Here is a 26,610-nt window from a genome sequence, read left to right as displayed (position 1 = left end):
TCAGCCGACGGTGGCCGGCTCGGGGGAGGGTTCGTCGTCGACGCGACGGTGTGCGCGGCGGTGGTGCCGGCGGAAGTGGCGGACCTCGATGATCAAGCCCGCCAGGCCCAGCGCGCTGGTGATCGCCGACACCAGGTACAGCAGCGAGCTCGGGTGACCGGCCAGCGCGTCGCCGAGGACGACGACGGCGGTGGTGCCGGGCAGCAGGCCGGCCAGCGTCGCCAGGCCGTACGGCAGCACCCGCACGCTCGACGCGCCGGCGGCGTAGTTCAGCGCCGAGAACGGCACCGCCGGAATCAATCGCAGCGACACGATCGCCAACCAGCCCCGCCGCCGCAGCCGTTCTTCCACCGTGTCGATCGATCGGTGGCGCACCAGGCGGTTCAACCGCCACCCGAGCGCCCGCACCAACAGCAGGGCGATCATCGCGCTCGCCGTGCTGGCGACCACCGCGATGGCGACGCCCAGCAGCGGGCCGAAGAGCAACCCGGCCGCCAGCGTGAACGCGGTCCGCGGGATGGGCACCACCGTCACGACGATGTGGGCGACCAAGAACGCCAGCGGGAACCACGGTCCGAGGGACTGCGCCCAATCGCGCATCTGCACCGGCGAGGGCAGCGGAAGCCACGACGCCAGCACCAGCAGCGCTGTGATGCCCACCACTGTCCAGACGATCCGCGACCGAGACACACTTCGCGCCGCCGCGCCGATGGCGCAGCCGAGATCGCGAAGCGTCGCGGTGATTTTGCTGGTGGCGGAACCCGTCACGGCATCCAAGGTTACGGGGCGCAGATGAATTGGGCGTTGCCCGCGGCTGGCGTTTCGTCCAGAACCCGGTCGGGTGGCGGCGCCTGGCGGTTTTTAGCGGAGAGCTCCCATCAATTAGCCTCAGTAGCTAAGTGGTATCCCCAAAGCTGTAGCCCAAATGCTGGGAAAAGGGAGCAATCGGTGTCCATTGATGTACCCGAGCTCGCCGGCCTAGAACAGGTTCGCGGGCGTTGGCGCAGTGCGGTCGCCGGAGTGCTGGCCAAGAGCACCCGGAAGGACCCCGAGCAGTTGGGGGACGCGCCGGAGCGCCTGCTGGAGACCCCGACGTACGACGGGATCGCGATCCGCGCGCTCTACACCGCGCTCGACGAGCTTCCCGAACCGCCGCTGCCGGGCGAGTGGCCCTACGTGCGAGGCGGCGACGCGCTGCGCGACGTCAAGACCGGCTGGCGGGTCGCCGAGGCGTTCCCGGCCACCCCGGTGCCCGGCGTCGCGGCGGCCGACGTCAACTCCGCGGTCCTCGACGCGCTCGGCAACGGGGCCAGCGCCCTGGTGCTGCGGATCGGGGAGTCGGGCGTGGCGCCCGGCCAGCTGGCCGACGCGCTGCAGGGCGTCTACCTGAGCATGGCGCCGCTGATCCTCGAAGCCGGCGCCGACTACGCGGCGGCCAGCGACGTGGCGCTGGCGCTGGCCGACGGGGTGGAACCCGACCAGCGCGCCACCGTGTCGATCGACCTCGGCGGCGACCCGCTGACCGCGGCGCTCAGTGAGCGTGCCGCCCCGAAGATCGAGGACGTGGTCGCCGTCGCCAAGCGGGCCGCCGAGCACACCGGCGTGCGGGCGATCACCGTCGACGGACCCGCGTTCCACAATCTGGGCGCCAACGCGACCTGGGAGCTGGCCGCCGGCGTCGCGGCCGCGGTGAGTTACCTGCGGGTGCTCACCGAGGCGGGGATGCCGATCGGCCGGGCGTTGCGCCAGATCAGCTTCCGGTTCGCCGCCGACGACGACCAGTTCATGACGATCGCCAAGTTCCGCGCGGCGCGCAACCTGTGGGCGCGGGTCGCCGAGGTCGTCGGCGATCCCGATGCCGGTGCGGCCGTCATCCACGCCGAGACGTCGCTGCCGATGATGACGCAGCGCGACCCCTGGGTGAACATGCTGCGCTGCACCCTGGCCGCCTTCGGTGCCGGCGTCGGCGGCGCCGACTCGCTGCTGGTGTTCCCCTTCGACGTGGCGATCGACGGCGGATTCCCGGACACCGCAACCAGTTTCGCGCGGCGAATCGCCCGCAACACCCAGCTGCTGCTGCTCGAGGAGTCGCACGTGGGTCGCGTGCTGGACCCGGCCGGCGGGTCATGGTTCGTCGAGGACCTCACCGCCCGGCTGGCCGAACAGGCCTGGCAGCACTTCCAGGCCATCGAGGCGCACGGCGGATTCACCGAGGCCGTCGATTTCATCGCCGCCCAGATCGGCGAGATCGCGGCCCGCCGCAGCGACGACATCGCGCACCGCCGCACGGCGATCACGGGTGTCAACGAGTTCCCGAACCTCACCGAACCGCCGCTGCCGCAAAGCGACTCGTCGTATTCGCCGCTCGCCGCCGGGAAGCTGGTGCGTTACGCCGCGGAGTTCGAAGCGCTGCGCGACCGCTCCGACGCCTTCGTGGCCCGCACCGGCTCGCGCCCCCGAGTGCTGTTGCTGCCGCTGGGCCCGTTGGCCGAGAACAACATTCGGGCAACCTTCGCGTCGAACCTGTTGGCCTCCGGGGGCATCGAGGCGGTCAACCCCGGAACCGTCGACGCCGCCGGCGTCGCGGCGGCCGTGGCCGAGGCGGGGGCGCCGACGGTGGCGGTCATCTGCGGCACCGACAAGCGCTACCAGGACGAGGCGTCCGGCGTCGTGCAGGCGGCGCGCGCCGCCGGCATCGACCGGGTGTATCTGGCCGGGCCCGAAAAGGCCGTGGCCGACGCCGAGAACCAACCGGACCAATTCCTGACCGCGAAAATCAATGCGGTCGAAGCACTGTCGGATCTGCTCACGAGGCTGGGGGCGTAGCCAGTTATGACGACCACTGCACCTGCTGTCGGCAGCTTCGCCGATGTGCCGCTGCACAGCGAACGGACCATAAAACCGGCGACCGAAGCCGCCGTCGAAGAACACGTCGCCGCGGCCGCGGCCGCGCACTGGTACACGCCCGACCAACTGCAATGGCACACACCGGAAGACATCGACGTCAAACCGGTCTACATCGCCGCCGACCGCGCCGCGGTCGAGGCCGACGGCTATCCACTGCACAGCTTCCCCGGCGAACCGCCGTTCGTGCGCGGACCGTACCCGACGATGTATGTCAACCAGCCGTGGACGATTCGGCAGTACGCCGGGTTCTCCACCGCCGCCGAATCCAACGCCTTCTACCGACGCAACCTGGCGGCCGGGCAGAAGGGCCTGTCGGTGGCGTTCGACCTGGCCACCCACCGCGGGTACGACTCCGACCACCCGCGCGTGCAGGGTGACGTCGGAATGGCCGGTGTGGCAATCGATTCCATCCTCGACATGCGGCAGCTGTTCGACGGCATCGACCTGTCGACGGTGTCGGTGTCGATGACCATGAACGGCGCGGTGCTGCCGATCCTGGCGCTGTACGTGGTGGCCGCCGAGGAGCAGGGTGTTCCGCCGGAGAAGCTGGCCGGCACCATCCAGAACGACATCCTCAAAGAGTTCATGGTGCGCAACACCTACATCTATCCGCCCAAGCCGTCGATGCGCATCATCTCCGACATCTTTGCCTACACCAGCGCCAAGATGCCGAAGTTCAACTCCATCTCGATCTCCGGGTACCACATCCAGGAGGCCGGTGCCACAGCGGATTTGGAGCTGGCCTACACCCTGGCCGACGGGGTGGACTACATCAAGGCCGGCCTGGACGCCGAGCTCGACATCGACAAGTTCGCGCCGCGGCTGTCCTTCTTCTGGGGCATCGGGATGAACTTCTTCATGGAGGTCGCCAAGCTGCGGGCGGGCCGGCTGTTGTGGAGCGAGCTGGTCTCCCAGTTCGACCCGAAGAGCGCCAAATCGCTGTCGCTGCGCACACATTCGCAGACCTCGGGCTGGTCGCTGACCGCGCAGGACGCCTTCAACAACGTCGCCCGCACCTGCATCGAGGCGATGGCCGCCACCCAGGGGCACACGCAGTCGCTGCACACCAACGCGCTGGACGAGGCGCTGGCGTTGCCCACCGACTTCTCCGCCCGCATCGCCCGCAACACCCAGCTGGTGCTGCAGCAGGAGTCGGGCACCACGCGGCCCATCGACCCGTGGGCGGGCTCGTATTACGTGGAATGGCTGACCCATCAGCTCGCGCAGAAGGCCCGCGCCCACATCGCCGAGGTCGCCGAGCACGGCGGCATGGCCCAGGCCATCAGCGACGGGATCCCCAAGCTGCGCATCGAGGAGGCGGCCGCGCGCACGCAGGCCCGCATCGACTCCGGGATCCAGCCGGTGATCGGGATCAACAAGTACCAGGTCGAGGAGGACCAGGAGGTCGAGGTCCTCAAGGTCGAGAACAGCCGGGTGCGCGCCGAGCAGCTGGCCAAGCTCAAGGAGCTGCGGGAAAGCCGCGACCAGCAGGCCGTCGACGCCGCGCTCGCCGAGTTGTCACGCGCCGCGGCCGCGCACGGTCGTGCGGGTGAGGACGGGCTGGGCAACAACCTGCTGGCGCTGGCCATCGACGCGGCCCGCGCCAAGGCCACCGTCGGCGAGATCTCCGACGCGCTGGAGAAGGTCTATGGCCGTCACCAGGCGGAGATCCGTACCATCGCCGGCGTTTACCGCGACGAAGCTGGAAAGGCCGGAAACATGGCCAGCGCAACCGAACTGGTCGAGAAGTTCGCCGAGGCCGACGGCCGCCGCCCCAGGATCCTGGTGGCCAAGATGGGGCAGGACGGCCACGACCGGGGCCAGAAGGTGATCGCGACGGCGTTCGCCGACATCGGCTTCGACGTGGACGTCGGATCGCTGTTCTCCACGCCCGAGGAGGTGGCCCGCCAGGCCGCCGACAACGACGTGCACGTGGTGGGGGTGTCCTCGCTGGCCGCCGGTCACCTGACGCTGGTGCCGGCGCTGCGCGACGCGCTCAAAGAGGTGGGGCGGCCCGACATCATGGTGGTGGTGGGCGGCGTCATCCCGCCCGGCGATTTCGACGAGCTTTACGAGGCCGGGGCCGCCGCCATCTTCCCGCCCGGCACGGTGATCGCCGACGCCGCAATCGGCTTGCTGCACAAGCTCGCCGAGCGGCTGGGTTACGACCTCTAATGATGCGCGCGAGACGGCAACTACCGACGGGGTTACTCGGGAAATGCGTCGCCAGTTGCGATCTCGCGGTGTGGAAATGAACCCAGAGCAGCTGGCCAAGGCGGTCCGCGGCGGTGACCGCGCGGCGCTGCCGCGCGCCATCACCCTGCTGGAGTCCACCCGCAAGGACCATCAGGAGAAGGCGCAGCGGCTGCTGTTGGAGCTGACGCCGGACTCGGGCAAGGCGCACCGGGTGGGGATCACCGGGATTCCCGGGGTGGGCAAGTCCACCACCATCGAGGCCCTCGGCATGCACCTGATCGAACTGGGCCATCGCGTGGCGGTGTTGGCCGTCGACCCGTCGTCGACGCGCACCGGCGGCTCGATCCTCGGTGACAAAACCCGGATGGCGCGCCTGGCGATGCACCCGGATGCATACATTCGGCCGTCGCCCACGTCGGGCACCCTGGGCGGGGTGGCCAAGGCCACCCGCGAGACGTCGGTGCTGCTGGAGGCCGCCGGGTTCGACGTGGTCCTGATCGAGACCGTCGGCGTCGGGCAGTCCGAGGTGGCCGTGGCCAACATGGTCGACACCTTCGTGTTGCTGACCCTGGCGCGCGGGGGCGACCAGCTGCAGGGCATCAAAAAGGGCGTGCTGGAGCTGGCCGACATCGTGGTGGTGAACAAGGCCGATGGGAATCACCTGCCCGAGGCGCGGTCGGCCGCCCGCGAGCTGTCCGGGGCGATCAGGCTGATATATCCGCGCGAAACCCTTTGGCGCCCGCCCGTTCTCACGATGAGCGCCGCGGAGGGAACCGGCCTCGACGAACTGTGGGAGACCGTCGAACGCCATCGTCAGGTGCTCAGCGAGGCGGGGGAGTTCGAGGCGCGCCGCCGCGGCCAGTTGGTCGACTGGACCTGGCAGATGGTGCGCGACAGGGTGCTGGACCGGCTGGCCTCCAACCCGGCGGTGCGCAAGATCCGGGCCGACGTCGAGCGGAAGGTCAAGGCGGGGGAGCTAACCCCGGCGCTGGCCGCCCAGCAAATATTGACGGCCGCGTCTGGCTAACGGATAGGTAAATAATCGGGGGGTTTCGCTCCTGCCCGGTGTGTAATCCAAGTAAATTCAAAAGTGTGACGGTGGATAGCCGAGTCAATCGCCGCGCGGTCCGTGTCCACGATGACCTTGACGCAGGTCACCGTGTGTCCGGCGCGGCGGACTCACACTTCGGGTGCGTCGTTCGTAGCTTTTCCAGCATGTTTCCCGCCCGCCGGTTCGGTGGCGGGGCGTTGGCCGTCTATGTGGACGGCCAGCCCGTCGTGGACGTCTGGACGGGGTTTGCCGACCGGGCCGGGCAGCGGCCGTGGTCGGAGAACACCGCCCCGATGGTGTTCTCCGCGACCAAGGGAATGGCCGCCACCGTCATCCACCGACTCGCTGACCGGGGGCTGATCGACTACGACGCCCCGGTCGCCGAGTATTGGCGCGAGTTCGCCGCCAACGGCAAGGCCGACATGACCGTGCGCCAGGTAATGAGCCACCAGGCCGGCCTCTCGGGGCTGCGCGGCGCCACCAAGGAAGACCTCCTCGATCACGTGGTGATGGAGGAGCGGCTGGCGGCGGCGGCGCCCGGGCGGCTGTTCGGCAAATCCGCATACCACGCGCTGACCTTCGGCTGGCTAATGTCGGGTCTGGGCCGGGCGGTGACCGGTAAAGGGATGCGCACGCTGATTCGCGAGGAACTGGCCGAGCCGCTGGGCGTCGACGGCCTGTACCTGGGCCGGCCGCCGGCCGGATGCCCGACGCGGGTCGCCGAGATCGTCGCGCCGCAGAACCTGCTGGGCAGTTCGCTCGTCAACTACGTCTCCCGCAAGGTCGCCAACGAGCTCTCCGGCGGCTTCCGGTCCATCTATTTCCCGGGCATGGTCGCCGCGGTGCAGGGCGACACCCCGCTGCTCGACGCCGAGATCCCCGCGGCCAACGGTGTGGCCACGGCGCGCGGCCTGGCGCGGATGTACGGCGCCATCGCCAACGGTGGCGAGGTCGACGGCATCCGATTCCTCTCCCGCGACCTGACGGCAGGCCTGACGGGCGAGCGCAGCCTGCGGCCGGACCGAAACATCTACGTGCCGTTGGCATTCCACCTCGGCTATCACAGTCTGCCGATCGGCGGCGTGATGCCCGGCTTCGGTCACGTCGGGATGGGCGGTTCGGTCGGATGGGCCGACCCGGCCTCGGGGGTGGCGTTCGCGCTGGTGCACAACCGTCTGTTGACGCCGCTCGTGATGAGTGACCACGCGGCGTTCGTCGGGATCTATGCGCTGATCCGCAGGGCCGCGGACAAGGCCCGCAAACGCGGATTCCGCCCGGTCACCGAGTTCGGGGCGCCGTTCTGCGAGCCGGGGGCCGTCGCGGGCTGAAAGCGCGCGGACAGTGAGTTCCGGCGATGCAAATGACCGCGTAATTTACACGGGGCGCTTAAATCGACTCGCCGGTTCGAATGACGGTGGTCGAATGCCCATGTGCGGTTGTTCGCATGCGATGTAATCTGTGCTGGATGTTTGCTCAGTTCATTCCCGCAAATTGCCGGGGCGTTGCTCGAAAGCAATGCCCGCCGGTAATCCCGCTTTTGCGGGTGTGCTGATGCCTCGACCGCGATTTTGGCACCCGGGCGCCGGGCAGCGAGAATCGTTCAGGTGAGCGCGCACCCGACAGTCTCTGGCCCCGATGCAACCGTCAACCGCCGGCCAAAGCGGCGAGGGTCGGCGGGCTCGACGCTCGCCGAGGTGTTCGACACCCGAAACAACGCGCTCAACGTTTGGCGCCTGGTGCTGGCGTCTGGCGTCATCCTGCAACACTCCTGGGCCCTCACCGGCCGCAAGATCTACCCGCCGGTGGAACAGCTGCTCACCCAAGTGTGGGTGGACGGATTCTTCGCGATATCGGGGTTCCTCATCACGGCGAGCTGGGTGCGCAACCCGCGGCTTCGCGAGTACTTCGTCGCCCGTGTTCTTCGCATCTTCCCCGGGCTGTGGGTCTGCGTGGCCGTGGTGGCGTTTGTCATCGCCCCGCTCAGCGTGGCGATCCAAGGAGGCTCGCCCGCCAAGTTGCTGCTGTCTCCCGCGCCGTTCGCGTACGTGCTGAACAACGCCGTGCTGAACGTCTATCACACCGGTATCGACGGAACACCCCGAAACGTCCCCTTCCCGGGCGTGTGGGACGGCGTGCTGTGGACCCTCGTATTCGAATTCCTCTGCTACATCGCGATCGCTGTTGCCGGTGTGGCGGGACTTCTCAAACGCCGCTGGCCCGCTCCGGTGGTGTTCGCACTGTTCTTGGTGGGTGCGGCGCTCGTGTCTTACCCGGTGGGCGCGGTGGAGACGATCCCGCAGATGATCACGCGTTTCGCCCTCGTCTTCGCCGCGGGAGCGGTTCTGCATCAATTCCAAGACATGATTCCCGCCCGGTGGTCACTTGTTGCCGTGAGCGCGGCCATCGTGGTGGTGGCCGGCTTGCTGGTGCCGAACTATCGGGTAATCGCGGCCATCCCACTGGCCTATGCCGTCATCGTTTCGGGAGCGCTGATCCACAACCAGCGCATGCGTTTACGCACGGACCTGTCCTATGGCGTGTACATCTACGCGTGGCCCATTCAGCAGCTGTTGGTGATCTGCGGACTGGGTGTCCTCCCTCCAGTCGCGTTCGCCGTTCTTGCCGCCGTCGCCACCCTGCCACTGGCCGCACTGAGCTGGTTCCTGGTGGAAAAGCGTGCGCTTGCGCTCAAATCCCGCTTCAAGCGCAAAGCGCGTGAACGGGACGGCGTGGTCGCTGACGCGCAACCGTCCGCGCAGATCGTCACCGGCGACTAGGTCCCTTGCGGATTCCGCGCCGCATTAGCCTCAATCTCACCTTTACCTAGAGACGAAAAGTCGTCCAGACCGAATGATTAATGCGCGTTGCTGAACGCGCCTCGTGGTCGGCGACGGCGTTGCCGGAAGCGCGTAATTGAACTTTGCCCCACAAATTGCAAACTCATGGATAATGACCCGTGATCCCGGGGGCCACATGACGCGCAACTGAAAGGTGTGGGCCACCGATGACAGCTCCCCGGACGAGCCAACCCGCCGATCTCCCAGAGTCATCCGCCCGCCAAGCAACCGCCGTCCGTCCGGTTGCGCTGTTCGTGTTGGGAATGGCGCGGTCCGGAACGTCGGCGCTGACCCGGGTTTTGTCGCTGTGCGGCAGCACGCTCCCGGCCGGAATGTGCGGCGCCGACGGGAACAACCCGCGCGGATATTGGGAGCCGCGGGCGGCGATCATGCTCAACGAGACGATCATGCGCCGCCACGGCAGCAATTGGTACGACCCGACGCTGCGCCTGCAGGAGGAGTGCGCGTTCGGCGCCGACGAGAAGGCGGCCTGGATCGCGGCGATCGCGGCGTATCTGGGCACACTGCCGGCGGCGCCGCTGGTGGTCATCAAGGAGCCGAGGATCACGGCGCTGTCGGGCCTGTGGTTCGAGGCGGCGCGCCAGGTCGGCTTCGACATCGCCGCCGTGATTGCGGTGCGTCATCCGCAAGAGGTTGTCGCCTCGGCGGCGAAGTACGTGGACACCTCGCGGGAGCTGTCCAGCGCATTGTGGCTGAAGTACAACCTGCTCGCCGAGCGGCACACCCGCGGGATCCCGCGCGTGTTCGTCGACTACGGCAACCTCCTCGACGACTGGCATCGAGAGGTGAAGCGCGTCGCCGCCGCGCTGGAAATCGATCTGGACACCGTCGACGAGAGCGCCGTCGAGGAATTTCTCACCCCCGAGCTTCGACGCCAGCGATACGGCGGCCCGGTGGCGGACCATTTCGGTGCGGACTGGGTCTCCTCCGTCTACGAGGCGCTGCACGAGGCCGCGCTCGACAACCCCCTGCACGCAGCGACTTTGGACCGGGTTTTCGAGTCGTATCAGGCCGGCGAGCGTGATTTCCGCATGGCCTTCACGGAATTCCACGCCCGCACCAACAGCCTGCTTCGCCGGGTGTTTCGCCCGTTCATCGTGAAGCGGATCCTCGAGGTCGCCGCGGTGGTGCACCGGCACCGCGGGGCCTGGGCGTAGGTCACGCCGTCAAAGATTAAGTAAGAAAAACAGGTTCGTAAAAAGGCCGCCTTGGTCCATCGCACGGGGCTATAGTCCTTAGCGGGCGAAATGATTCGAAGGTTCTCACCGGGGGGCAGAAGTTGCCGGTCACAAGTCAGCCGTGACTCGTGTGAGGAGCGGGGTATATCGCTTCCTCTTTGCCAAAGTTGTTGAGCAGGCTGCGATCTAGCTCTCTGACACCGTAGTGTGCGCGACGGTGTCGATTCCAAACGGTTGCTACGCGCATGGATCGCGCGCGCACCAAGTCGGAAACCCCTGGATATCAACCGAACTCCGAAAGTCGTTCAGGCGCACGGCCAGTGAAAGGTTGGATTCGCGATGAGATTGGCCCGGATGACCAAGCCCGTCGATCGCCCCGTTGGCTCCGGGAACCGCCCGGTTGCCCTCTTCGTGCTGGGACCGCAACGGTCGGGAACGTCGGCGCTCACTCGGGTGCTCTCGCTGTGCGGTGGCACCCTCCCGGCTGCGATGCTGGGCGCGGACGCCAACAACCCGCTCGGGTATTGGGAACCGCGAGCGGCCATTTCACTCAACGAAACGATCCTGCGCCGTCTCGGGACCAATTGGTACGACCCCTCGCTTCGCTTCCTGGACGACGTTTCACCCACCAAAGAAAAGAAGGCCTGCGTCGCCAAGGTCGGGGAGTACCTCTCCACGCTGCCGGCGGCGCCGCTCGTGGTGATCAAGGAACCCAGAATCACGACACTGTCCGACCTGTGGTTCGAGGCGGCACGCGTGGCCGGATTCGACGTCGCCTCGGTGATCGCGGTACGTCATCCGCAGGAGGTCATTTCGTCTATCGCGAAGTCCTGGCACGTCTCTCCCGCGCTAGCGAGCGCCTTGTGGTTGAAATGCAACGTCCTCGCCGAACGAAATTCGCGTGGCGTACCGCGGGTATTCGTCGACTACGCGAACCTTCTCGACGACTGGCGCCGGGAAATGAAGCGCATCTCCGCGGAGTTGCCGGTCGAACTGCACGCCGAGGACGAGGACGCCATCGAGGGGTTCCTCACGCCAGGCTTGCATCGGCAGCGGCACTGTGGCGCGGTGACGGATCTGTTCGGCGCCGATTGGATTTCCACGGTCTATGAAGCGCTTCGCGATGCCGCGCAGGACGATCCGATCGACATGTCAGCGTTGGACCGCGTTTTCGAGTCCTACCGGTCCAGCGAGCGTGATTTCCGTAAGGCGTACGAGGACTTTCACGGCTTGTCCAACAGCATGCTCTTCCGGCTTCTCCGGCCGGCCATCGCGAGGCCGGTGATGGAGGTCGTCGCGATGGCCCACCGGCACAGGGGGACTTGGGCGTAGCGCCTTTCGTCCATGTGGCGTGGCCTCGTGCCGCCCCCGATGCGCCGCCTATCCGCAAGGAATCCCCTGATGCGGCGGTAAGTCCCCGTTATGATCGACCGGACCGCGATCTCGGCGAGCGTGCCGATCGCATGTTTTCTTCAGCATCGCAAACGGGAGGCGTCGATTCGTGTCAGCGTCCGTGCTCATCACCGGTGGGGCGGGATTCATCGGGTCGGCGCTCGCGCGTCGTCTCATCGAGGCCGGTTACGACGTCGCCGTGATGGACGTGCTGCATCCGCAGGTGCACGGGGGAGATCGGCCGATCGAACTGCCGCCGTCGGTGCGGTTGTTCACCGGCGACGTCACCCACGCGCCCGACTTCGACGCGGTGCTGCGGTTGTCCCGCCCGTCCCAAGTCGTCCACCTGGCCGCCGAGACGGGAACCGCGCAATCGCTGTCCGAGGCGACGCGGCACGGCTCGGTGAACGTCGTCGGCACCACCCAACTCCTGGACGCCTTGAGCCGCTCGGGACACGTGCCCGACCAACTCGTCCTGGCGTCATCGCGAGCGGTGTACGGCGAGGGCTCATGGCAGTCCGGCGCGCACATCTTCTACCCGCCACCTCGCAGCCACGCGCAGCTCGTCGCGGGCCGCTGGGATCCGCAAGGCCCCCCGGATGAACAGGCGGTGCCGCTGCCGAGCCGCGCCGACCGCACCGAACCCCGGCCCACCAACGTGTACGCGGCGACCAAGCTCGCCCAGGAACACCTGCTGGCCGCCTGGACGTCCGCGCACGACACCAACCTCAGCGTGCTGCGTCTGCAGAACGTCTACGGCCCCGGGCAGTCGCTGACCAACTCGTACACCGGGATCGTCGCCCTCTTCGCGCGGTTGGCGCGCCAGGGGCTCGCGTTGGAGGTCTACGAGGACGGCCGCATCGTGCGCGATTTCGTCTACATCGACGCTGTCGTCGACGCCCTGTTCGCGGCGGTCCAGCGCCCGGCGACCCAGCCGCGCTGCCTCGACATCGGGTCCGGCCAGGCCACCACCATCCACGAGCTGGCCAACAAGATCGCCGCCATGTGTGGCGCGCCCGAACCGACCGTCGTCCCGAAATTCCGCGACGGCGACGTGCGCGCAGCGAGCTGCGACATCGAGCCGGCGATCAACGAGCTCGGTTGGCGCCCCGAGCGTTCGCTCGATGACGGTTTGCGCGCGCTGCTCGACTGGATCGCCGAGCGGCCCGAAGCCGCCGCCGGATCGAACGAATCGGGCCGCCCCGCCGTTGAACAGGCGGGACGCCGCTGAGAACTGCGGTCTGGAGTGACTGCTGGAAGCGGGGGCAGTGCTTATTAACGCCTATGATGGTTGCTACTCCCCGGTAGGGGCAGGGACGGGACCACCCACGCCAGTCCTTTCATTTTGAACCAGGGGGCAGCTTTGACCGTGGCCGATCGTGACATGCGATCTCCGTTCCTCGACACCAGATCCGCCTACCTTGACCTGCTGCGACGTAACCTCACCCGGTACGGCAGCGACGAGTTGGTGCCGGTGGGCTGGGACCGTCTGGGGCGCCCTCTTTTCAGCACCCGCAACCTGATGCTGGTCCGCAAGCGTCCGTTCAACGAGCATGCGCGAAAGTTGGGCCTGGACTGGCCGGCGGATGCCTTGACGATGATCGGCATGCAGCGGTTGACCAGCCTGCAGCGCTGCGTGGAAACGGTTCTGACGGAAGACGTCCCCGGTGACCTGGTCGAGTGCGGTGTGTGGCGCGGTGGGGCGTCGATTCTGATGCGCGCCGTGTTGTCCGCCTACGGGGACGAGAAGCGATCCGTGTGGCTATGCGATTCGTTCGAAGGGGTGCCGCCACCGGACGCCGCGCACTACGAAGCCGACAAAGGCATCAATTTGCATCGCGCCGCCGGAGTGCTCGCGGTGTCCGAAGCGCAGGTCAGGGCGAATTTCGAACACTACGGGTTACTCGATGACCGGGTTCGTTTCGTACCGGGCTGGTTCAAAGACACCCTGCAGGACGCCCCGATCGAAAGCATCTCCGTGTTGCGGCTCGATGGTGACCTTTACGAGTCGACGATCCAGGCCCTCGACGCCCTCTACCCGCGGCTCTCATCCGGCGGGTACTGCATCATCGACGATTACCACGCCATCGACGCATGCCGGCAGGCCGTGGCCGATTACCGCACGGCGCACGGCGTGACCGCAGAGATCGAGGAAATCGACGGCACCGGCGTGCTGTGGCGCAAGCCGTGACGATCGCGCAAACCGGTGCAGTGGGGATTCGGCGCTATCTAAAGTGATCGGTGCATCACCGTGATGGCGCAACCGAAGGGCTTTGATCCGCGATGAAATGTGTGCTGGCCAGCTACGGAACGCGCGGCGACATCGAGCCCTCCGTGGTGGTCGCCCGCGAACTGCAGCGCAGGGGCCATGACATGGTCATGGCCGTCCCGCCCGACTCGGTGAGCTTCACCGAAGCGGCCGGGCTGACCGCGGTCCCTTACGGGCTGGACTCGCAGACCTGGCTGGACGTCTACCGCAACTTCTGGACCTCGTTCTTCCGCGGATTCTGGAAGATCCAGGAGATGCGCAGCATGTGGCGCGAGATGTGGGATCTCAGCGACCAGTGCTGGGCGCAGATGAACACGACGCTAATGTCGCTCGCGGACGGCGCCGACCTGCTGTTCGCCGGCCAGAGCTACCAGGAGACCGCCGCCAACGTCGCGGAGTTTTACGACCTCCCGCTAGCCACCTTGCATCACGTCCCCATGCGGCCCAACGGCCAGGTCGTTGCGATCCTGCCGCCGCCGTTGGCGCGCTCGGCGATGACGGCGTTCGACTGGTACTGCTGGCGCCTGAACAAGAAGGTCGAGGACACCCAGCGCCGGCAACTCGGGCTGCCGAAGGCGACGGCGTCGTCACCGCGGCGGATCGCCGAGCGCGGATCACTCGAAATCCAGGCCTATGACGAGGCCTGCTTCCCCGGGCTGGCCGATGAATGGGCGAAATGGGACGGCCTGCGACCCTTCGTCGGAACGTTGACGATGGAGTTGACCACCGAGGCCGACGACGACGTGATGTCCTGGATTCACGCGGGGACACCGCCGATTTGCTTCGGCTTCGGCAGCATGCCGGTGGAATCTCCGGCCGATACCGTCGACATGATCAGCTCCGCCTGCACGCAGCTCGGCGAGCGAGCGTTGATCTGCGCCGGGAGGAGCGACTTCAGCGGCGTCCCGCTCGCCGATCACATCAAGGTCGTGGGGCCGGTGAATTACGCGACGATCTTTCCCGCCTGCCGCGCCGTCGTTCACCACGGCGGCTCGGGAACCACGGCCGCCAGCCTGCGCGCCGGGGTGCCGACGCTGATTCTGTCGATGGATGCCAATCAAACCATCTGGGGAGCTCAGCTCAAGCGGCTGAAAGTTGGTACCACGCGGCGGTTTTCGGCCACCGATCGCAAAACATTGGTGGAGGATCTGAGGCGGATCCTCGCCCCGGATTACGCACGGCGCGCTCGCGAGATCGCCGCCCGGATGACCAAGCCGGCAGACAGCGTCATCAAGGCCGCCGACGTGGTGGAAAAGTTTGCCAGCTCGCGGAGTCGCGCCTGACGCAGCAAACAGGTTCAGGGCCGTTGTGCTGGGGGAATAGTCGATTTTGCTATCGGTTTCGGTGCGCGGATGGATCCGGGTCGACTTCCCGTTTTCGCGGACACGATGTCGATAGTCTGGCAGACTACGGAAGGATCAGGCGACGACACCTGGGCTTCAGCCACACTGCCCACGGGTCGTCATAGTTCTACGGTCGGGGGGAAAGGCCGATGAGGTTGGCTTTGTCGCACTCGGCTACTCCGGTGCGCCGTTACCATCCCGCGTGGCCGCGGGGTGCCAAATCCGTTGCGGAACAACGACAACCAATGACGCCGACCGCGCCCCAGGGTAAATGGCGGGCCGCAGATTACCGAGCGGAAACGCCGCAGTCAAAGTTGCCCGCGCCGTCGGAGATTGACTAAGGTAAAGTCGCGATGAAATTTGCTGTGGCAAGTTATGGAACGCGTGGCGATATCGAGCCTTGCCTCACCATCGGTCGTGAACTGATGCGCAGAGGCCACTCGGTACGCATGGCCGTGCCGCCCAACCTTGTCGATCTGGCCGAGGAGGCCGGTGTGCCGGCGATTCCGTACGGGCCGGACATGCATGACTTTTGGAGCGACGAGTTCATCCGCGACTTCTTCAAAAACTTCATCCGCGGCCCGGTCAAGTTGATACGGGAAGCCTGGGAACCGGTACTGAAAAACTGGCAGGAAATGAGCGCGGCGCTGATGTCGGTGGGTGCCGGAGCCGATTTGCTGTTCACCGGGCAGCTTTACCAGGATTTGGCGATCAACGTCGCCGACTACTACGGCATTCCGATGGCCACACTGCACTACATCCCGATGCGGCCCAACGGCAGGGTAGTACCGGGGGTGCCCGCGCCCATGGTCCGCACCGGAATGGCCGTGTACGACTGGATGTGCTGGCGGATGAACAAGAAGGCCGAGGATCGTCAGCGGCGCGAGCTCGGCCTTCCCACTGCAACGGTGGCCTCGCCGCGCCGGATCGCCGAGCGGGGTTCGCTGGAAATCCAGGCCTACGACGACGTGTGCTTCCCCGGGCTGGCCGACGAATGGGCGAAGTGGGGTGGTCAGCGGCCGTTTGTGGGCTCGTTGACCATGGAACTGACGACCGATTGCGATGACGAGGTGTTGGCGTGGATCGCCAAGGGCACGCCTCCGATCTGCTTCGGTTTCGGCAGCATGCCGGTCGCCGAATCACCGGCCGACACGGTGAGAATGATCGGCGCCGCCTGCACGGAGTTGGGGGAGCGGGCGTTGGTCTGCTCCGGTTGGAGCGACTTCAGCAATGTCCCCCAGTTGGACCACGTCAAGGTGGTCGGCGTGGTCAACTACACGAAAATCTTCCCCGCCTGTCGCGCGGTCGTCCATCATGGCGGCTCGGGCACCACGGCCGCCGGCCTGCGCGCGGGGATCCCTTCGCTGATCCTCTGGACGGCCGGCGACCAGCCGATGTGGGGGTCGCGTGTCAAGCAACTGAAGGTAGGCACATCCCGGCGGTTCTCGAGCGCCACCCCTGAAACTCTGATTGCCGATCTGCGGACGATCCTTGCCCCGGAGTACACCACCCGCGCCCGTGAGCTGGCGACCCGGATGAGTAAGCCCGCCGAGAGCGCAGGGCGCGCCGTCGATCTGTTGGAAGAATTCGCTCGTTCGGGGCGCTGTGTTCCCGGGGTATCCACCGAGCGAAGTCGCTGAGCAACCGGTGACGGGTACAGCGAAACGCATTGATGGCGTGGAGGGGCGTCTAGGCTCTCTACCGGTATTACTGGCACGCGGAGTTAGGGGCAGTTATGGCGGTGACTGATCACGACACGCGGTTTGCATACCTCGATCTGCTCCGGCGTGACCTCACCAGGTATGGCAGCGACGAGTTGGTGCCGGTGGGGTTGTACCGCTTGGGACGTCCCCTCTTCAGCACGCGTAACTTGCTGCTGGTGCGCAAGCGGCCATTCAACAAGGATGCCCGCGACTTGGGCCTGGACTGGCCGGCGGACGCCTTGACGATGATCGGCATGCAGCGGTTGACCAGCCTGCAGCACTGCGTCGAGACGGTTCTGGAAGACGACGTGCCCGGCGATCTGGTCGAGTGCGGTGTGTGGCGCGGCGGCGCCTCGATCTTGATGCGCGCCGTATTGGCCGCCTATGGAGACGAGAAGCGAACCGTGTGGTTGTGCGATTCGTTCGCCGGAGTGCCGCCACCCGATACCGTCAATTACAAGGCGGATAAAGGAATCCGGCTGCATCGCCACGCGCGCATCCTGGGTGTGCCGCAAGAGCACGTCAAGGCCAATTTCGAGCGCTACGGTTTGTTGGACGACCAGGTGCGTTTTCTTCCGGGCTGGTTCAAGGACACCCTGCAGGACGCCCCGATCGACCGGATTTCGGTGTTGCGGCTTGACGGCGACCTTTACGAGTCGACGATTCAGGCGCTCGACGCGCTCTACCCGCGGCTGTCGCCCGGAGGCTTTTGCATCGTCGACGACTACCACGCGATCAAGGCGTGCGCGCAGGCGGTGACGGACTACCGCGACAAGCACGGCGTGACCGACGAGATCGTCGAGATCGACGGCACCGGCGTGCTATGGCGTAAGTCCTAAAGAGATCGCTGAAACTCTAGGTGTACGAGACGATTTGCCCTTCGGTGCGGGATGGGCGGAACACGATCATGATGAACCGATTCCGTTTGCACCGGACGGGGTACGTGCCGATGCTATGGTTGCCGCCGTGGCACCAGGGCTGACAACCGGCACCCGCCTGCGGATGTGGTGGGTGCGCACCGAATACTGGCTCGCGCGCACACTGTTGCCCGACGTCTACGCCAACGACGCGTTGATCACGTTCAACAACTTTCACGCGTTTCTGGATGATCCCGAATTCCAGCGCGCTTACCAGCGTGGCGCCCGCTCCCTGGGCAACGAGGATTGGTACCAGTGGCAATGGCGCGTGCACGTGGGGCTGTGGGCGGCGGCCAGCGCCAGCAAGCTCGAGGGCGATTTCGTCGAGTGCGGCGTCAGTTACGGGTTCTTGAGCAGCGCCATCATGGAGTACCTCGACTGGGATCGGCTGGGCAAGACGTTCTATTTGCTTGACACCTTCGCCGGTCTCGATCCGCGGTTCGTCACCGAGAACGAACGGCGGGCCGGGGCGCTGGAGACTAGCAAAGGGCATCTGCGCAACGGGATGTACGTGAACGGCGTTGACAGCGTCCGCGCCAATTTCGCGCAATGGAAAAACCAGCGCATCATCGTCGGCGCGGTTCCCGAGACACTGGAGCAGGTCGATGCGCCGTCGGTGGCGTATCTGCACATCGACATGAACTGCGCTCCCCCCGAAGTCGCTGCGCTCCGGTTCTTTTGGCCGCGGCTCACCCCGGGTGCGTTCGTGCTGCTGGATGACTACGCCAACCGGGGACGCGACGAGCAGCGCGCCGCCATGGACGAAGTTGCCGGCGAGCTGGGTGTGAAAATCTGCACATTGCCCACGGGCCAGGGCCTGCTCATCAAGCCTGCACGCTAGGCGAACCAGGCCTTCTCCCAAGGGTTTTAGCGCGCCGAACCTCGAGTTGCCCGCGCGATCTGGTTTCACGTTCTTTCACACGGGTAGGCCTCTGCTATGGCATTAGCATTGATCACCGGCGCGTCCAGTGGAATTGGTCTCGAGCTAGCGGAGCTGTTTGCCGAGCGGGGATATGACCTGGTGGTGGCGGCCGAAAACGACGGCATCTACCCAGCGTCCACCACGTTATCCCGGTGGGGCGTCGATGTCCGGCCGGTACAGGTTGACCTACGCACCCCGGAAGGCGTCGAAAAGCTCTATCGGCAGGCCACAGAGGGTGATCGTCCGATCGATGCAGCCGCGCTGAACGCCGGCATCGGCGGCGGGGGAAGCTTCGTCGAGGGCGACCTGGCGCACGATATGTCCATCATCGACCTCAACGTGCGCTCGACCGTGCACCTGGCCAAGCTGGTGCTGCGCAACATGACCCGGAGCGGCGCGGGGAGGGTGCTGCTCACGTCGTCGCTGGCGTCGATGGCGCCCGGGCCTTTCGAGGCGGTTTATCACGCCTCCAAGTCGTTCGTTCAGTCCTTCGCCGGGGCCTTGCAGGACGAATTGCGTGATACCGGAATCACTATCACCTCCCTGCTGCCCGGCACCATCGAGACCAACTTCTTCAACCGCGCGGGTATGGACGAGACGCGTGCGGGGCAAAAGCCGAAGGATGACCCGGCCGAGGTTGCCAGGCAGGGTTTCGAGGCGATGATGCGCGGCGACCGCAAGGTCGTCGGCGGATCTCTGACCACCAAGACCGTGGGTGTGGCCCTGCGTTTCCTGCCCGATTCGCTCAAGGCGGTCGCCAGTCGGATAAATTCCACCCCCGCCGGGCGGCGATAAGGCGGCCTCAGCCAACCACTTTCCGGCGGACGGCCTCCTCCAAGAGGTCGGCGGTGGTCCCGATGCTCTCGGCGGGCTTGCTCATCCGGGCGGAGAGTTCCCGGGCTCTGGTCGCGTAGTCCGGGGCGAGGATGGTACGCAGGTCCGCCACCAGCGAGCGTGGGGTGGTGGCCGAAAAGCGTCGGGCGGCACCTACTTTCAAGCGTTTGATCTGGGCCGCCCAATACGGCTGATCGGCCGAACTCCACAGGGCCAAGGTGGGGATTCCCGCGCGCAGGCTCGCGGCCGTGGTGCCCGAACCACCGTGATGAACGACGGCACGGCAGGCGGGGAAGATGGACGAGTAGTTGACCGGGCCGACGACTTTGACGTGGTCGAAATGCGGCACGTCGCTGAACTCTGTGCCGCCGAAGCAAATGAGCGCCCGCTCGCCCAGCTGTGCGCAGGCCGCACCGATCATTTCGACGGTGGCGGTGGGGGATTCGACCGGTATGCTCCCGGACCCGAAGCAGATGGGTGGTGTTCCCGAGGCGATCCACGAGGCGACATCGTCGTCGGCGTCGGTCGCCAACTCCATGGTGAGTGCGCCGACGAACGGACGGCGGCTACCCCATTTCGCCCATTCGGCGGCCAGGCCGGGAAAAAACACGTCGTCGTAGGTTTGGATTTCCAGCCAACCGTGGTCGGCGATTCGTCGCTGCGAACGATGTGTCGCCTTGGGCAGTCCGAGTTCTTGGCGCTGCGCGTTGTCGACCTTCTTCGTCGAGCGCCAAAACAGCCACTCGATCGCCGTCATCGTCGAGCGGACCAAAGGGGCCGGCATGCTGGGCACCAGGCGGCCGTTGGCGCGCATGGGGAAGTGATGCAACGAGGCCAACGGAATGTCGTAGTACTCAGCCACATTGGCGGCGGCCTGCTCGAAATTCAGGCCGGTGGTGAGCAAGTCGGCCCCATCCGCGAGCGACTTCAGCGTCGTGCTCACGTCCGGCCAATACTTGATGATCGGGTCCCAAACTTTGGGCAGCTGCCTGATCGGATTGCGGAAGAAATCCGCCCACATGTTCCGCAGGAATTCCTCGTCGAGGAACTCCTGCACTTTGGGGCCGTAAGGAACGGCTACCAGCCCGGTCGATTCGACGAAGGCAACCAGTTCCGGGGGGACGGCCAGTCGTACGTCGTGCCCTCGGCGCACCAGTTCGCGACCCACGGCGGCGGAAGGCTCGATGTCGCCGCGAGTTCCGTAACTCGCCAGGGCAAACTTCATTGTGGGTCCCAGCCTTGTGTTCCTTGACTTCGAATCGGTCTGGTCGTTGTGCTGAGACTAGCTAATCAGCGCATCTCCAGCGTGAAGAAGACTGTGAAATCAGCGGGCAGCTTACCGCGTGAGCGATGTCGCCCCTGTGTCGTCGACACTGTCCGCGACGGTGGCGCCGATTACTGATGGTGCTCGGAAGTGGTTGACCGCGGAGAATGGGCCAAGTCAACAGGTTGCCCAGGCATCGGGTGTCGCACGGCCCTTCAGTCAGACGATTTCGCGATAGATTCGTGCCGTGTCTGCGGCGCACTTGTCCCAGGAGAAGGCGGCGAGGCGTTCATATCCACGCGCTCGCAGGTCTGCTTGCAGGGCCTCGTCGGTTGCGACGCGCTCAAGAGTAGTGCGTAATTCCTCGGGGCTATTGGGATCGAAATATGCGCCTGCGTCTGCGACTACTTCGGGGATCGATCCTGCGTTGCTGCACACAACCGGGCACCCGTGGCTCATGGCTTCGAGGGGTGGAATCCCGAATCCTTCGTATTTTGAGGGGCAGATGAACGCGGCGGCCGCCTGGTAATGTGCCGCGAGTTCGCGGTCGGTGCCTGACTCGAAACGCACCTGGTCGCCGATCCCCAGCCGATTGATTTCTTCCTGCTCGTCGCGGCGCAACGGGGGTCCGCCGAAGGCTATCAATTCGAATTCTCGCAGTACCGGAGAGCTGCTATACGCCTGCAGCAACGTGCTGAAATTCTTATATCCCCCTCGCAGTCCGACGTACAAGAGCGTCGGTCTTTGTCCGCGTAAACCGTCCTGTGCCGAGTCAGCTTCGGCAGTCAGCGAATAGCCAAGGTGCACGACACTGGTGCGCGCTGGGTCGATATCGTGAAGACGTACCAGGTCTTGCCTGGTGTTCTCGGAGATGCAGATGATGTGGTCGGCGCGTTTGACCGCCGCGCGCTTGGCGGCGATCGCAAGTTTGGCGTTAGGCATGAAGAGCTCGTGGATCATGTCGTAGACCGTGACGACGCGGCGCCGTGCCTTACCCAATGGTTTGGCGGAGAAATAGGTTTCGTGCACGATGTCGGGATTGGCTCCCCTCCATGCTAGGGGCGCAGCCAACCGGTTTGTCAGTCCGAGCGCAAGGGGGATGCCTGCGAATTCGGAGCGCACGTACTTGCCCCGCGTGAGGCCGCGGGCGGAGTCGTTCGCCAGGTAGTTGTTGATGTGCAGTGGGGCGATGACCGATGCCTCCACGCCGTGGGCGGGAAGGCGGCTTGCCAGTTCGACGAAATAGCGTGAAACACCACCGTATCGCTGGTAAGCGAAGATGTGATGGTCGAATGCGACTTTCATAGGGGCTGGACTCCCGTGTGTTCGGCCTCAACCATGGCTTTGACGACGTCGTGCATTCGGTAGGTCGGCGACCAGCCGAGCACGTCTCGTGCTCGGGACGCATCGCCGAGCCCTCCGGTGAGATCGGAAGGGCGCCTAAGCGCCTCGGAAAGATCGGTATGTTCTCGCCAGTCAAGACCGAGGTGATTAAAGGCGGTCTGTGCGAATTCTTCGAGAGTGTGGCTTTGTCCGGTGGCGATCACGAAGTCTGAGCCGCTGGGTTGCTGCAACATGCGCCACATCGCGTCGACATATTCAGGTGCCCATCCCCAGTCTCGTTTGATGGCAATGTTGCCCAGCGTCAAACGTGAGCGCTCGCCTTTGGCGATGCGGACCGCGGCGGCCACAATCTTCTTGGTCACGAAACGCTCGGGGCGCAACGGCGATTCATGGTTGAACAATATGCCGGTGCTGGCGTGCAGCCCGTATGCCTCCCGGTAGTTGGCGACCAGCCAGTGTGCTGTGCTTTTCGCTACGGCGTAGGGGCTGCGGGGGCGGAAGGGGGTTTGCTCATTTGCCGGCTGGCCTTCGGTGTCTCCGAAGCATTCACTGGAGCCGGCGCTGTAAAAGCGGACGGGCTCATCCAGAAAACGTATCGCTTCGAGCAGATTGATCGTGCCGACGGCCATGCTGTCCAGGGTTTCCACCGGCTGTTCAAACGATAGCCCGACTGAGCTTTGGCCGGCTAGGTTGTAAATCTCTTGGGGTTCGGTTTCCCGCAGTACGTTGAGCACGCTGCGGAAGTCATTGGCCGCCATGGATTCCAGGCGAACATGATCCCGGACTCCGAGCCGCACCAGGTTGGGGAAGCCACCGATCTGAGCGTCTCGCGACGTGCCGATTACCTCGTAACCTTTGTCGAGCAGCAGGCGCGCCAGATAAGCGCCATCTTGGCCTGAAATGCCGCAGACAAGCGCTCGCAATAAACCCTCCTGGGGATCGCCCGCACCACCAAAAGTACCGAAGGAAAGAACAGTCCGAACGTACGCCACGGTTGGACCGATGAGCAATCCAACCTCCGTCGGTGCGCTGGCGAAAGATCGTGATCGTGCACCTGTCGTTGCCGCAGGTGAAGCCGGGTAGGCGCACCCGCAACCGGGTCGATGGCCCACCACCGGCAGATTGGCACTCGTTCGACATGATCATGCAGTTGGCCGGTCTCACCGCAGTCGATCCAGGTCAGCTCCTGGGCGATCGCCGCACCAGTGATCGTCACCAAACTCAATCGTGCGCATGATCGTGTCGGCAACAACGTTGAGCGGGCAGGCACTGGCCTCAGACACGGGCAACCTCGGTGGTGTGGCGGTCGAGTGTAGGAACCCGAATCGTCACGCACCGAGGTCCCACCTCAACTCAGCGACACGCATTCACCGTGATCAACCAACCAACCACGCACTCTCATTTCGGAAGAGCCGTTAAACTCGTGGGGTCATTGCGCATCGCCAACCCGGCTCTGGTGATCTACATGGCGGCGCAGGCGTTTGTACGGCGAAGTTATGCTGAGCCGTTCGAGGATGTTGGTTTCGGGATAGGGAGCAGTACGGAGTGCGAATTGAGATAGGAAAGCGCCCGTGAACGAGCAGGAAAAAGTTGGCGCTGTATGTGGGCTTACCCTCCTCTCTTCTCAATGGATTTCCGCGTCCACTAGTGCTCGATACTCATACCATTTCGCCGCGCTTGGGGGCCCCGCAGGATATTGCGGCGACGATTGTCGAAGCCCTGCCGGGTCGGTGCCCATCCGGATCGTCCCTGGGGGCACCGTGACAACCCGAAAACCGTCGTTTTGGAAGTACCTTGAGAACCGTGTGGAGTTCGAGATCGATGACTCCCTGGACAATAAGCTGCTGATGTCAGTGGCGCCGCGCGGGTTCCTGCGCAGAAAGATGTGAACGTGAATGGCCAAGTTCGAATAAGTGTCGGCATTCCCGTCTACAATGGCGGGGCGTCTCTTGAGCAGGCCCTCAGATCTATAAATTCTCAGTCGTTCCGCGACTACGAGGTGATCATCTCCGACAATGCGTCCACAGATAATACAGCTCAAATCTGTCGAGAAATGGCTGCAATTAATCCCCGAATAAAGTACTTTCGCCAGGAAAACAATATTGGCGCCGCTGCCAATTTCAAGTTCGTTTTGGATAAAGCAGTCGGTGAATATTTTCATTGGCTTGCCGCAGACGATACGCGGTCAGACAATTTCTTGGAGTTGAATATCAACTTCCTGGAGGAAAATGTCGACTATGTAGCGTCAACCTGCCCGAACAGGTTCATGGGGCAGGCTGAAGCGGACAATGTCACCTTCTCGCTTGTCGGCACTCCGGGCGAACGCTTTGCGGGCTTTATGGACCATTGCTGGCAATCTCAAGCTGTGTACTACTCTGTGGTTCGGACCGCGATCCTGCGCCAATGTGATGTCATCGGTCAGTCATTCTGGGCGGCAGATTGGGCGATCGATCTGTTCCTTGCCTCGCGTGGAAACATAAATCGAACCGATGGCGGCTGGTTGGAACTCGGTGTGTCGGGAGCCAGCAGCCGCGCGGACGCATACCGTGTTCTCCGAGGTCGCCGCATCGAAGCTGTACTGCCGTTCTTCACTTTCTCGGCCTACGCGCTCAAATTGGCTAAGTCTTTCCCCCTGACCGACAGGGTGTCGCTATTGTCTCGGCTCGTAGTACTCAACTGGCGCGTGGCCTATGGGAGAGTATTCACCGCGTTGTATCAGCGGTACAAGGCCGGTATGCGCCCAATGCTGAGGGGCGACTGAATGCTGCGCAGTACCAAGTAAGTCACTATTTTGTTATCGCCTGGGTATCAAAGCGGTTAGATCAGCTGCCCACGGCTCTGTACAGAGCTTGCCGGGCTGTCGCAGCCTTGCTAAGAAGCCGCACGTCACCGGATCCTGCGGAGATACCCGTCCGGCGCCATGGTTAGTTGTAATTTTTGCGGAATTTTGCGGTCAATCTCGAACTCGGAATGCGACTTGAGAAATTCCCAGACTGCCGTCTTCGGGTTGTTGCCTGGGCCCCACGGCCGGTCGGGGTATTTGTCCGCGCCCAAGTCCTCGATTACGGTATCGAATACCACGCAATAGCTATTCGGAGTCACAAGAGGTGCGTAGGCCGACAATTCGGCAAGGACGTGCTCATGCGTGTGGTTGCTGTCGAGACAAACGAGCACGGGGCCATCGCTGCGCGCCAGACCGTGAACCTGTTGAATTATGTCCGGGTCAACGCTGGACCCTTCGATCATCGTAATGTATTTATACATTGGGTGGGCTTCTATCGCAGCACGATTATGAGCCCGTATGTCGATATCGACGCTGATTACGCGTCGGCTGGGAGCCCGCACGTCAAGAGGTGTGTCATTGGTGATCGCGTCACACATGTCAAGCAGTGCGAGCATCGAAGCGCTGAGGATCAATGACCCCCCATGCGCGATCCCCGTCTCGACAATCACACTAGGCTTAACCTTCCAAATCAACTCCTGTAGACAGACGATGTCCTGCGGGTATTGGATGATCGGCCGGCCGAGCCACTCGAAATTGTACGAGTAGCGATGCGTAACGCTTCGATCGGTCCATTCGGAAGATAGGCGAGCGATTTCGTGGTCTTTCGCGAGAGCCTCTACATTCTCGATCACGCTCCGCTGATGGTCTGTCAGACTTTGGTCGGCCACGTTCATTCTCCTAAGGTGATTGACGGCCCCAGCTCAAGCGGAGTCGAGAGTCGAGCCCGCCGGAGAGGATGATACTTGTGTCGATTTTCGGTGTCTCCTTGTCTGAGACGCCGGTGGTTGGAGTCCGCACTTGGAAGTTGCGATTTGGGGGACCGGCCGTGGCCGTCGTCGCTGTTCATTCGACGGCAACGCGCCCGGAGATCCCCTCACACAGTACCGATCACTATCGTGCCGAATCCGCAACTGAAGCTACCCAAGGCGGGCCCGGTGTCTCACCACCCCCGCACCGTTTAGCGCAATCAGCGGCATGGCGGTCCTGTGTTTCAAGCAGCGGAGCAACACGAAAACGCTCGGTGCAGTGAAACGCCAAGTCAACCACGGCACCAAACCAACCTGCACGACGATGTCACCGGAGGTTTGCAACTCATGACACTGCTGCGTCGATCATGTGTGGTTATTGCCCACTAGCGACGCCTCAAGCGGATGGACGACTCTTGGTAAAATTTTGACAAAAAACGTAAAGCAGCCCGGGTGTGCGCAACCGCATGACATGGCATACGAAAGGGGTAAGGCTGCCCCTTTTATCGTTGTGCTGTATGCGTGCACCGACTGATCAAATCAGATCAATTTTCCGTAAGTCGTCAGAATAGCCCGGGTGTTTACGACGCACATACCTGACGAACAGAAGACGCGAGATGCTGGAGTTGCTGTATATGGGTACACCTGGGTGCGGTACTGCCATGGACAATGTGTGCAGATG

19 protein-coding genes and 1 pseudogene are annotated in these 26,610 nt (G+C 64.4%); 15 read left to right on the top strand and 5 right to left on the bottom strand.

What is annotated here, in order from left to right; all coding sequences use genetic code 11:
* Positions 1-768 carry a TVP38/TMEM64 family protein gene (locus tag P6281_RS15665; RefSeq protein ID WP_008257927.1) on the bottom strand — a complete coding sequence of 256 codons (768 nt, stop codon included), beginning with the start codon at positions 766-768 and terminating at the stop codon, positions 1-3.
* Between the two features lie 180 nt (positions 769-948).
* Here P6281_RS15665 and mutA point away from each other — a divergent pair, with 180 nt between their 5' ends.
* The 14 genes and pseudogenes from mutA (at position 949) to P6281_RS15595 (ending at position 19,531) form a co-directional block, all read left to right on the top strand.
* Entirely contained in the window at positions 949-2,826 is a 1,878-nt protein-coding gene (mutA, locus tag P6281_RS15660; RefSeq protein ID WP_014942418.1) for a methylmalonyl-CoA mutase small subunit, read from the top strand.
* Positions 2,827-2,832: 6 nt separating this feature from the next.
* Positions 2,833-5,082, top strand: coding sequence for a methylmalonyl-CoA mutase (scpA, locus tag P6281_RS15655; RefSeq protein ID WP_009953287.1), 2,250 nt, complete (start codon positions 2,833-2,835; stop codon positions 5,080-5,082).
* Positions 5,083-5,158: 76 nt separating this feature from the next.
* A pseudogene (gene meaB / locus P6281_RS15650) lies at positions 5,159-6,141 on the top strand (methylmalonyl Co-A mutase-associated GTPase MeaB).
* Positions 6,142-6,195: 54 nt separating this feature from the next.
* Positions 6,196-7,482 (top strand): serine hydrolase domain-containing protein, encoded by a 1,287-nt coding sequence (locus P6281_RS15645; protein WP_043955051.1) that lies wholly within the window; start codon positions 6,196-6,198, stop codon positions 7,480-7,482.
* A gap of 366 nt (positions 7,483-7,848) precedes the next feature.
* Positions 7,849-8,931: an acyltransferase family protein gene (locus P6281_RS15640; RefSeq protein ID WP_201409412.1), complete on the top strand. Its 1,083-nt coding sequence runs from the start codon at positions 7,849-7,851 to the stop codon at positions 8,929-8,931.
* Positions 8,932-9,254: 323 nt separating this feature from the next.
* Positions 9,255-10,169, top strand: a complete 915-nt coding sequence (locus P6281_RS15635; protein ID WP_201409416.1) for a sulfotransferase family protein — start codon at positions 9,255-9,257, stop codon at positions 10,167-10,169.
* Positions 10,170-10,529: 360 nt separating this feature from the next.
* The gene (locus P6281_RS15630; protein WP_201409413.1) at positions 10,530-11,522 is read left to right on the top strand and encodes a sulfotransferase family protein; all 993 of its coding nucleotides are present in this window, start codon (positions 10,530-10,532) and stop codon (positions 11,520-11,522) included.
* Between the two features lie 181 nt (positions 11,523-11,703).
* Positions 11,704-12,813 (top strand): NAD-dependent epimerase/dehydratase family protein, encoded by a 1,110-nt coding sequence (locus P6281_RS15625; RefSeq protein WP_238964143.1) that lies wholly within the window; start codon positions 11,704-11,706, stop codon positions 12,811-12,813.
* 153 nt (positions 12,814-12,966) lie between these two features.
* Positions 12,967-13,773: a TylF/MycF/NovP-related O-methyltransferase gene (locus P6281_RS15620; protein WP_026071337.1), complete on the top strand. Its 807-nt coding sequence runs from the start codon at positions 12,967-12,969 to the stop codon at positions 13,771-13,773.
* Between the two features lie 92 nt (positions 13,774-13,865).
* Positions 13,866-15,134 carry a glycosyltransferase gene (locus P6281_RS15615; RefSeq protein ID WP_202377463.1) on the top strand — a complete coding sequence of 423 codons (1,269 nt, stop codon included), beginning with the start codon at positions 13,866-13,868 and terminating at the stop codon, positions 15,132-15,134.
* Between the two features lie 413 nt (positions 15,135-15,547).
* Positions 15,548-16,834, top strand: a complete 1,287-nt coding sequence (locus P6281_RS15610; protein ID WP_324738415.1) for a glycosyltransferase — start codon at positions 15,548-15,550, stop codon at positions 16,832-16,834.
* Between the two features lie 95 nt (positions 16,835-16,929).
* Complete coding sequence (locus P6281_RS15605; RefSeq protein ID WP_009953300.1) at positions 16,930-17,736, top strand: TylF/MycF/NovP-related O-methyltransferase; 807 nt, start codon at positions 16,930-16,932, stop codon at positions 17,734-17,736.
* Positions 17,737-17,851: 115 nt separating this feature from the next.
* Positions 17,852-18,655: a class I SAM-dependent methyltransferase gene (locus P6281_RS15600; protein ID WP_009953302.1), complete on the top strand. Its 804-nt coding sequence runs from the start codon at positions 17,852-17,854 to the stop codon at positions 18,653-18,655.
* A 96-nt stretch (positions 18,656-18,751) separates the two neighbouring features.
* Positions 18,752-19,531: an SDR family NAD(P)-dependent oxidoreductase gene (locus P6281_RS15595; protein WP_014380417.1), complete on the top strand. Its 780-nt coding sequence runs from the start codon at positions 18,752-18,754 to the stop codon at positions 19,529-19,531.
* Between the two features lie 7 nt (positions 19,532-19,538).
* On the opposite strand, the gene P6281_RS15590 is transcribed toward P6281_RS15595, so the two are convergent.
* The 3 genes from P6281_RS15590 to P6281_RS15580 form a co-directional block, all read right to left on the bottom strand.
* Positions 19,539-20,795: a glycosyltransferase gene (locus P6281_RS15590; protein WP_202378308.1), complete on the bottom strand. Its 1,257-nt coding sequence runs from the start codon at positions 20,793-20,795 to the stop codon at positions 19,539-19,541.
* A 258-nt stretch (positions 20,796-21,053) separates the two neighbouring features.
* Positions 21,054-22,139: a glycosyltransferase family 4 protein gene (locus P6281_RS15585; protein WP_014382797.1), complete on the bottom strand. Its 1,086-nt coding sequence runs from the start codon at positions 22,137-22,139 to the stop codon at positions 21,054-21,056.
* Complete coding sequence (locus P6281_RS15580; RefSeq protein WP_237394579.1) at positions 22,136-23,188, bottom strand: GDP-mannose 4,6-dehydratase; 1,053 nt, start codon at positions 23,186-23,188, stop codon at positions 22,136-22,138. The genes P6281_RS15585 and P6281_RS15580 overlap by 4 nt, the downstream gene beginning before the upstream one ends.
* A gap of 881 nt (positions 23,189-24,069) precedes the next feature.
* On the opposite strand from P6281_RS15580, the gene P6281_RS15575 reads away from it, so the two are divergent.
* The gene (locus tag P6281_RS15575; RefSeq protein WP_237394578.1) at positions 24,070-24,939 is read left to right on the top strand and encodes a glycosyltransferase family 2 protein; all 870 of its coding nucleotides are present in this window, start codon (positions 24,070-24,072) and stop codon (positions 24,937-24,939) included.
* A gap of 125 nt (positions 24,940-25,064) precedes the next feature.
* On the opposite strand, the gene P6281_RS15570 is transcribed toward P6281_RS15575, so the two are convergent.
* On the bottom strand, positions 25,065-25,856 hold the full coding sequence (locus P6281_RS15570; protein ID WP_036455997.1) for a cephalosporin hydroxylase family protein: 792 nt from the start codon (positions 25,854-25,856) through the stop codon (positions 25,065-25,067).
* Positions 25,857-26,610 lie beyond the last annotated feature (754 nt).

This window comes from Mycobacterium sp. 5-140-3-2 (genome assembly GCF_035666375.1).
GTDB classification, from domain to species: Bacteria; Actinomycetota; Actinomycetes; order Mycobacteriales; family Mycobacteriaceae; genus Mycobacterium; species Mycobacterium intracellulare.
The sequence above is the reverse complement of the archived record's forward strand: the minus strand, read 5'-3'. Positions and strand labels throughout refer to the sequence as shown.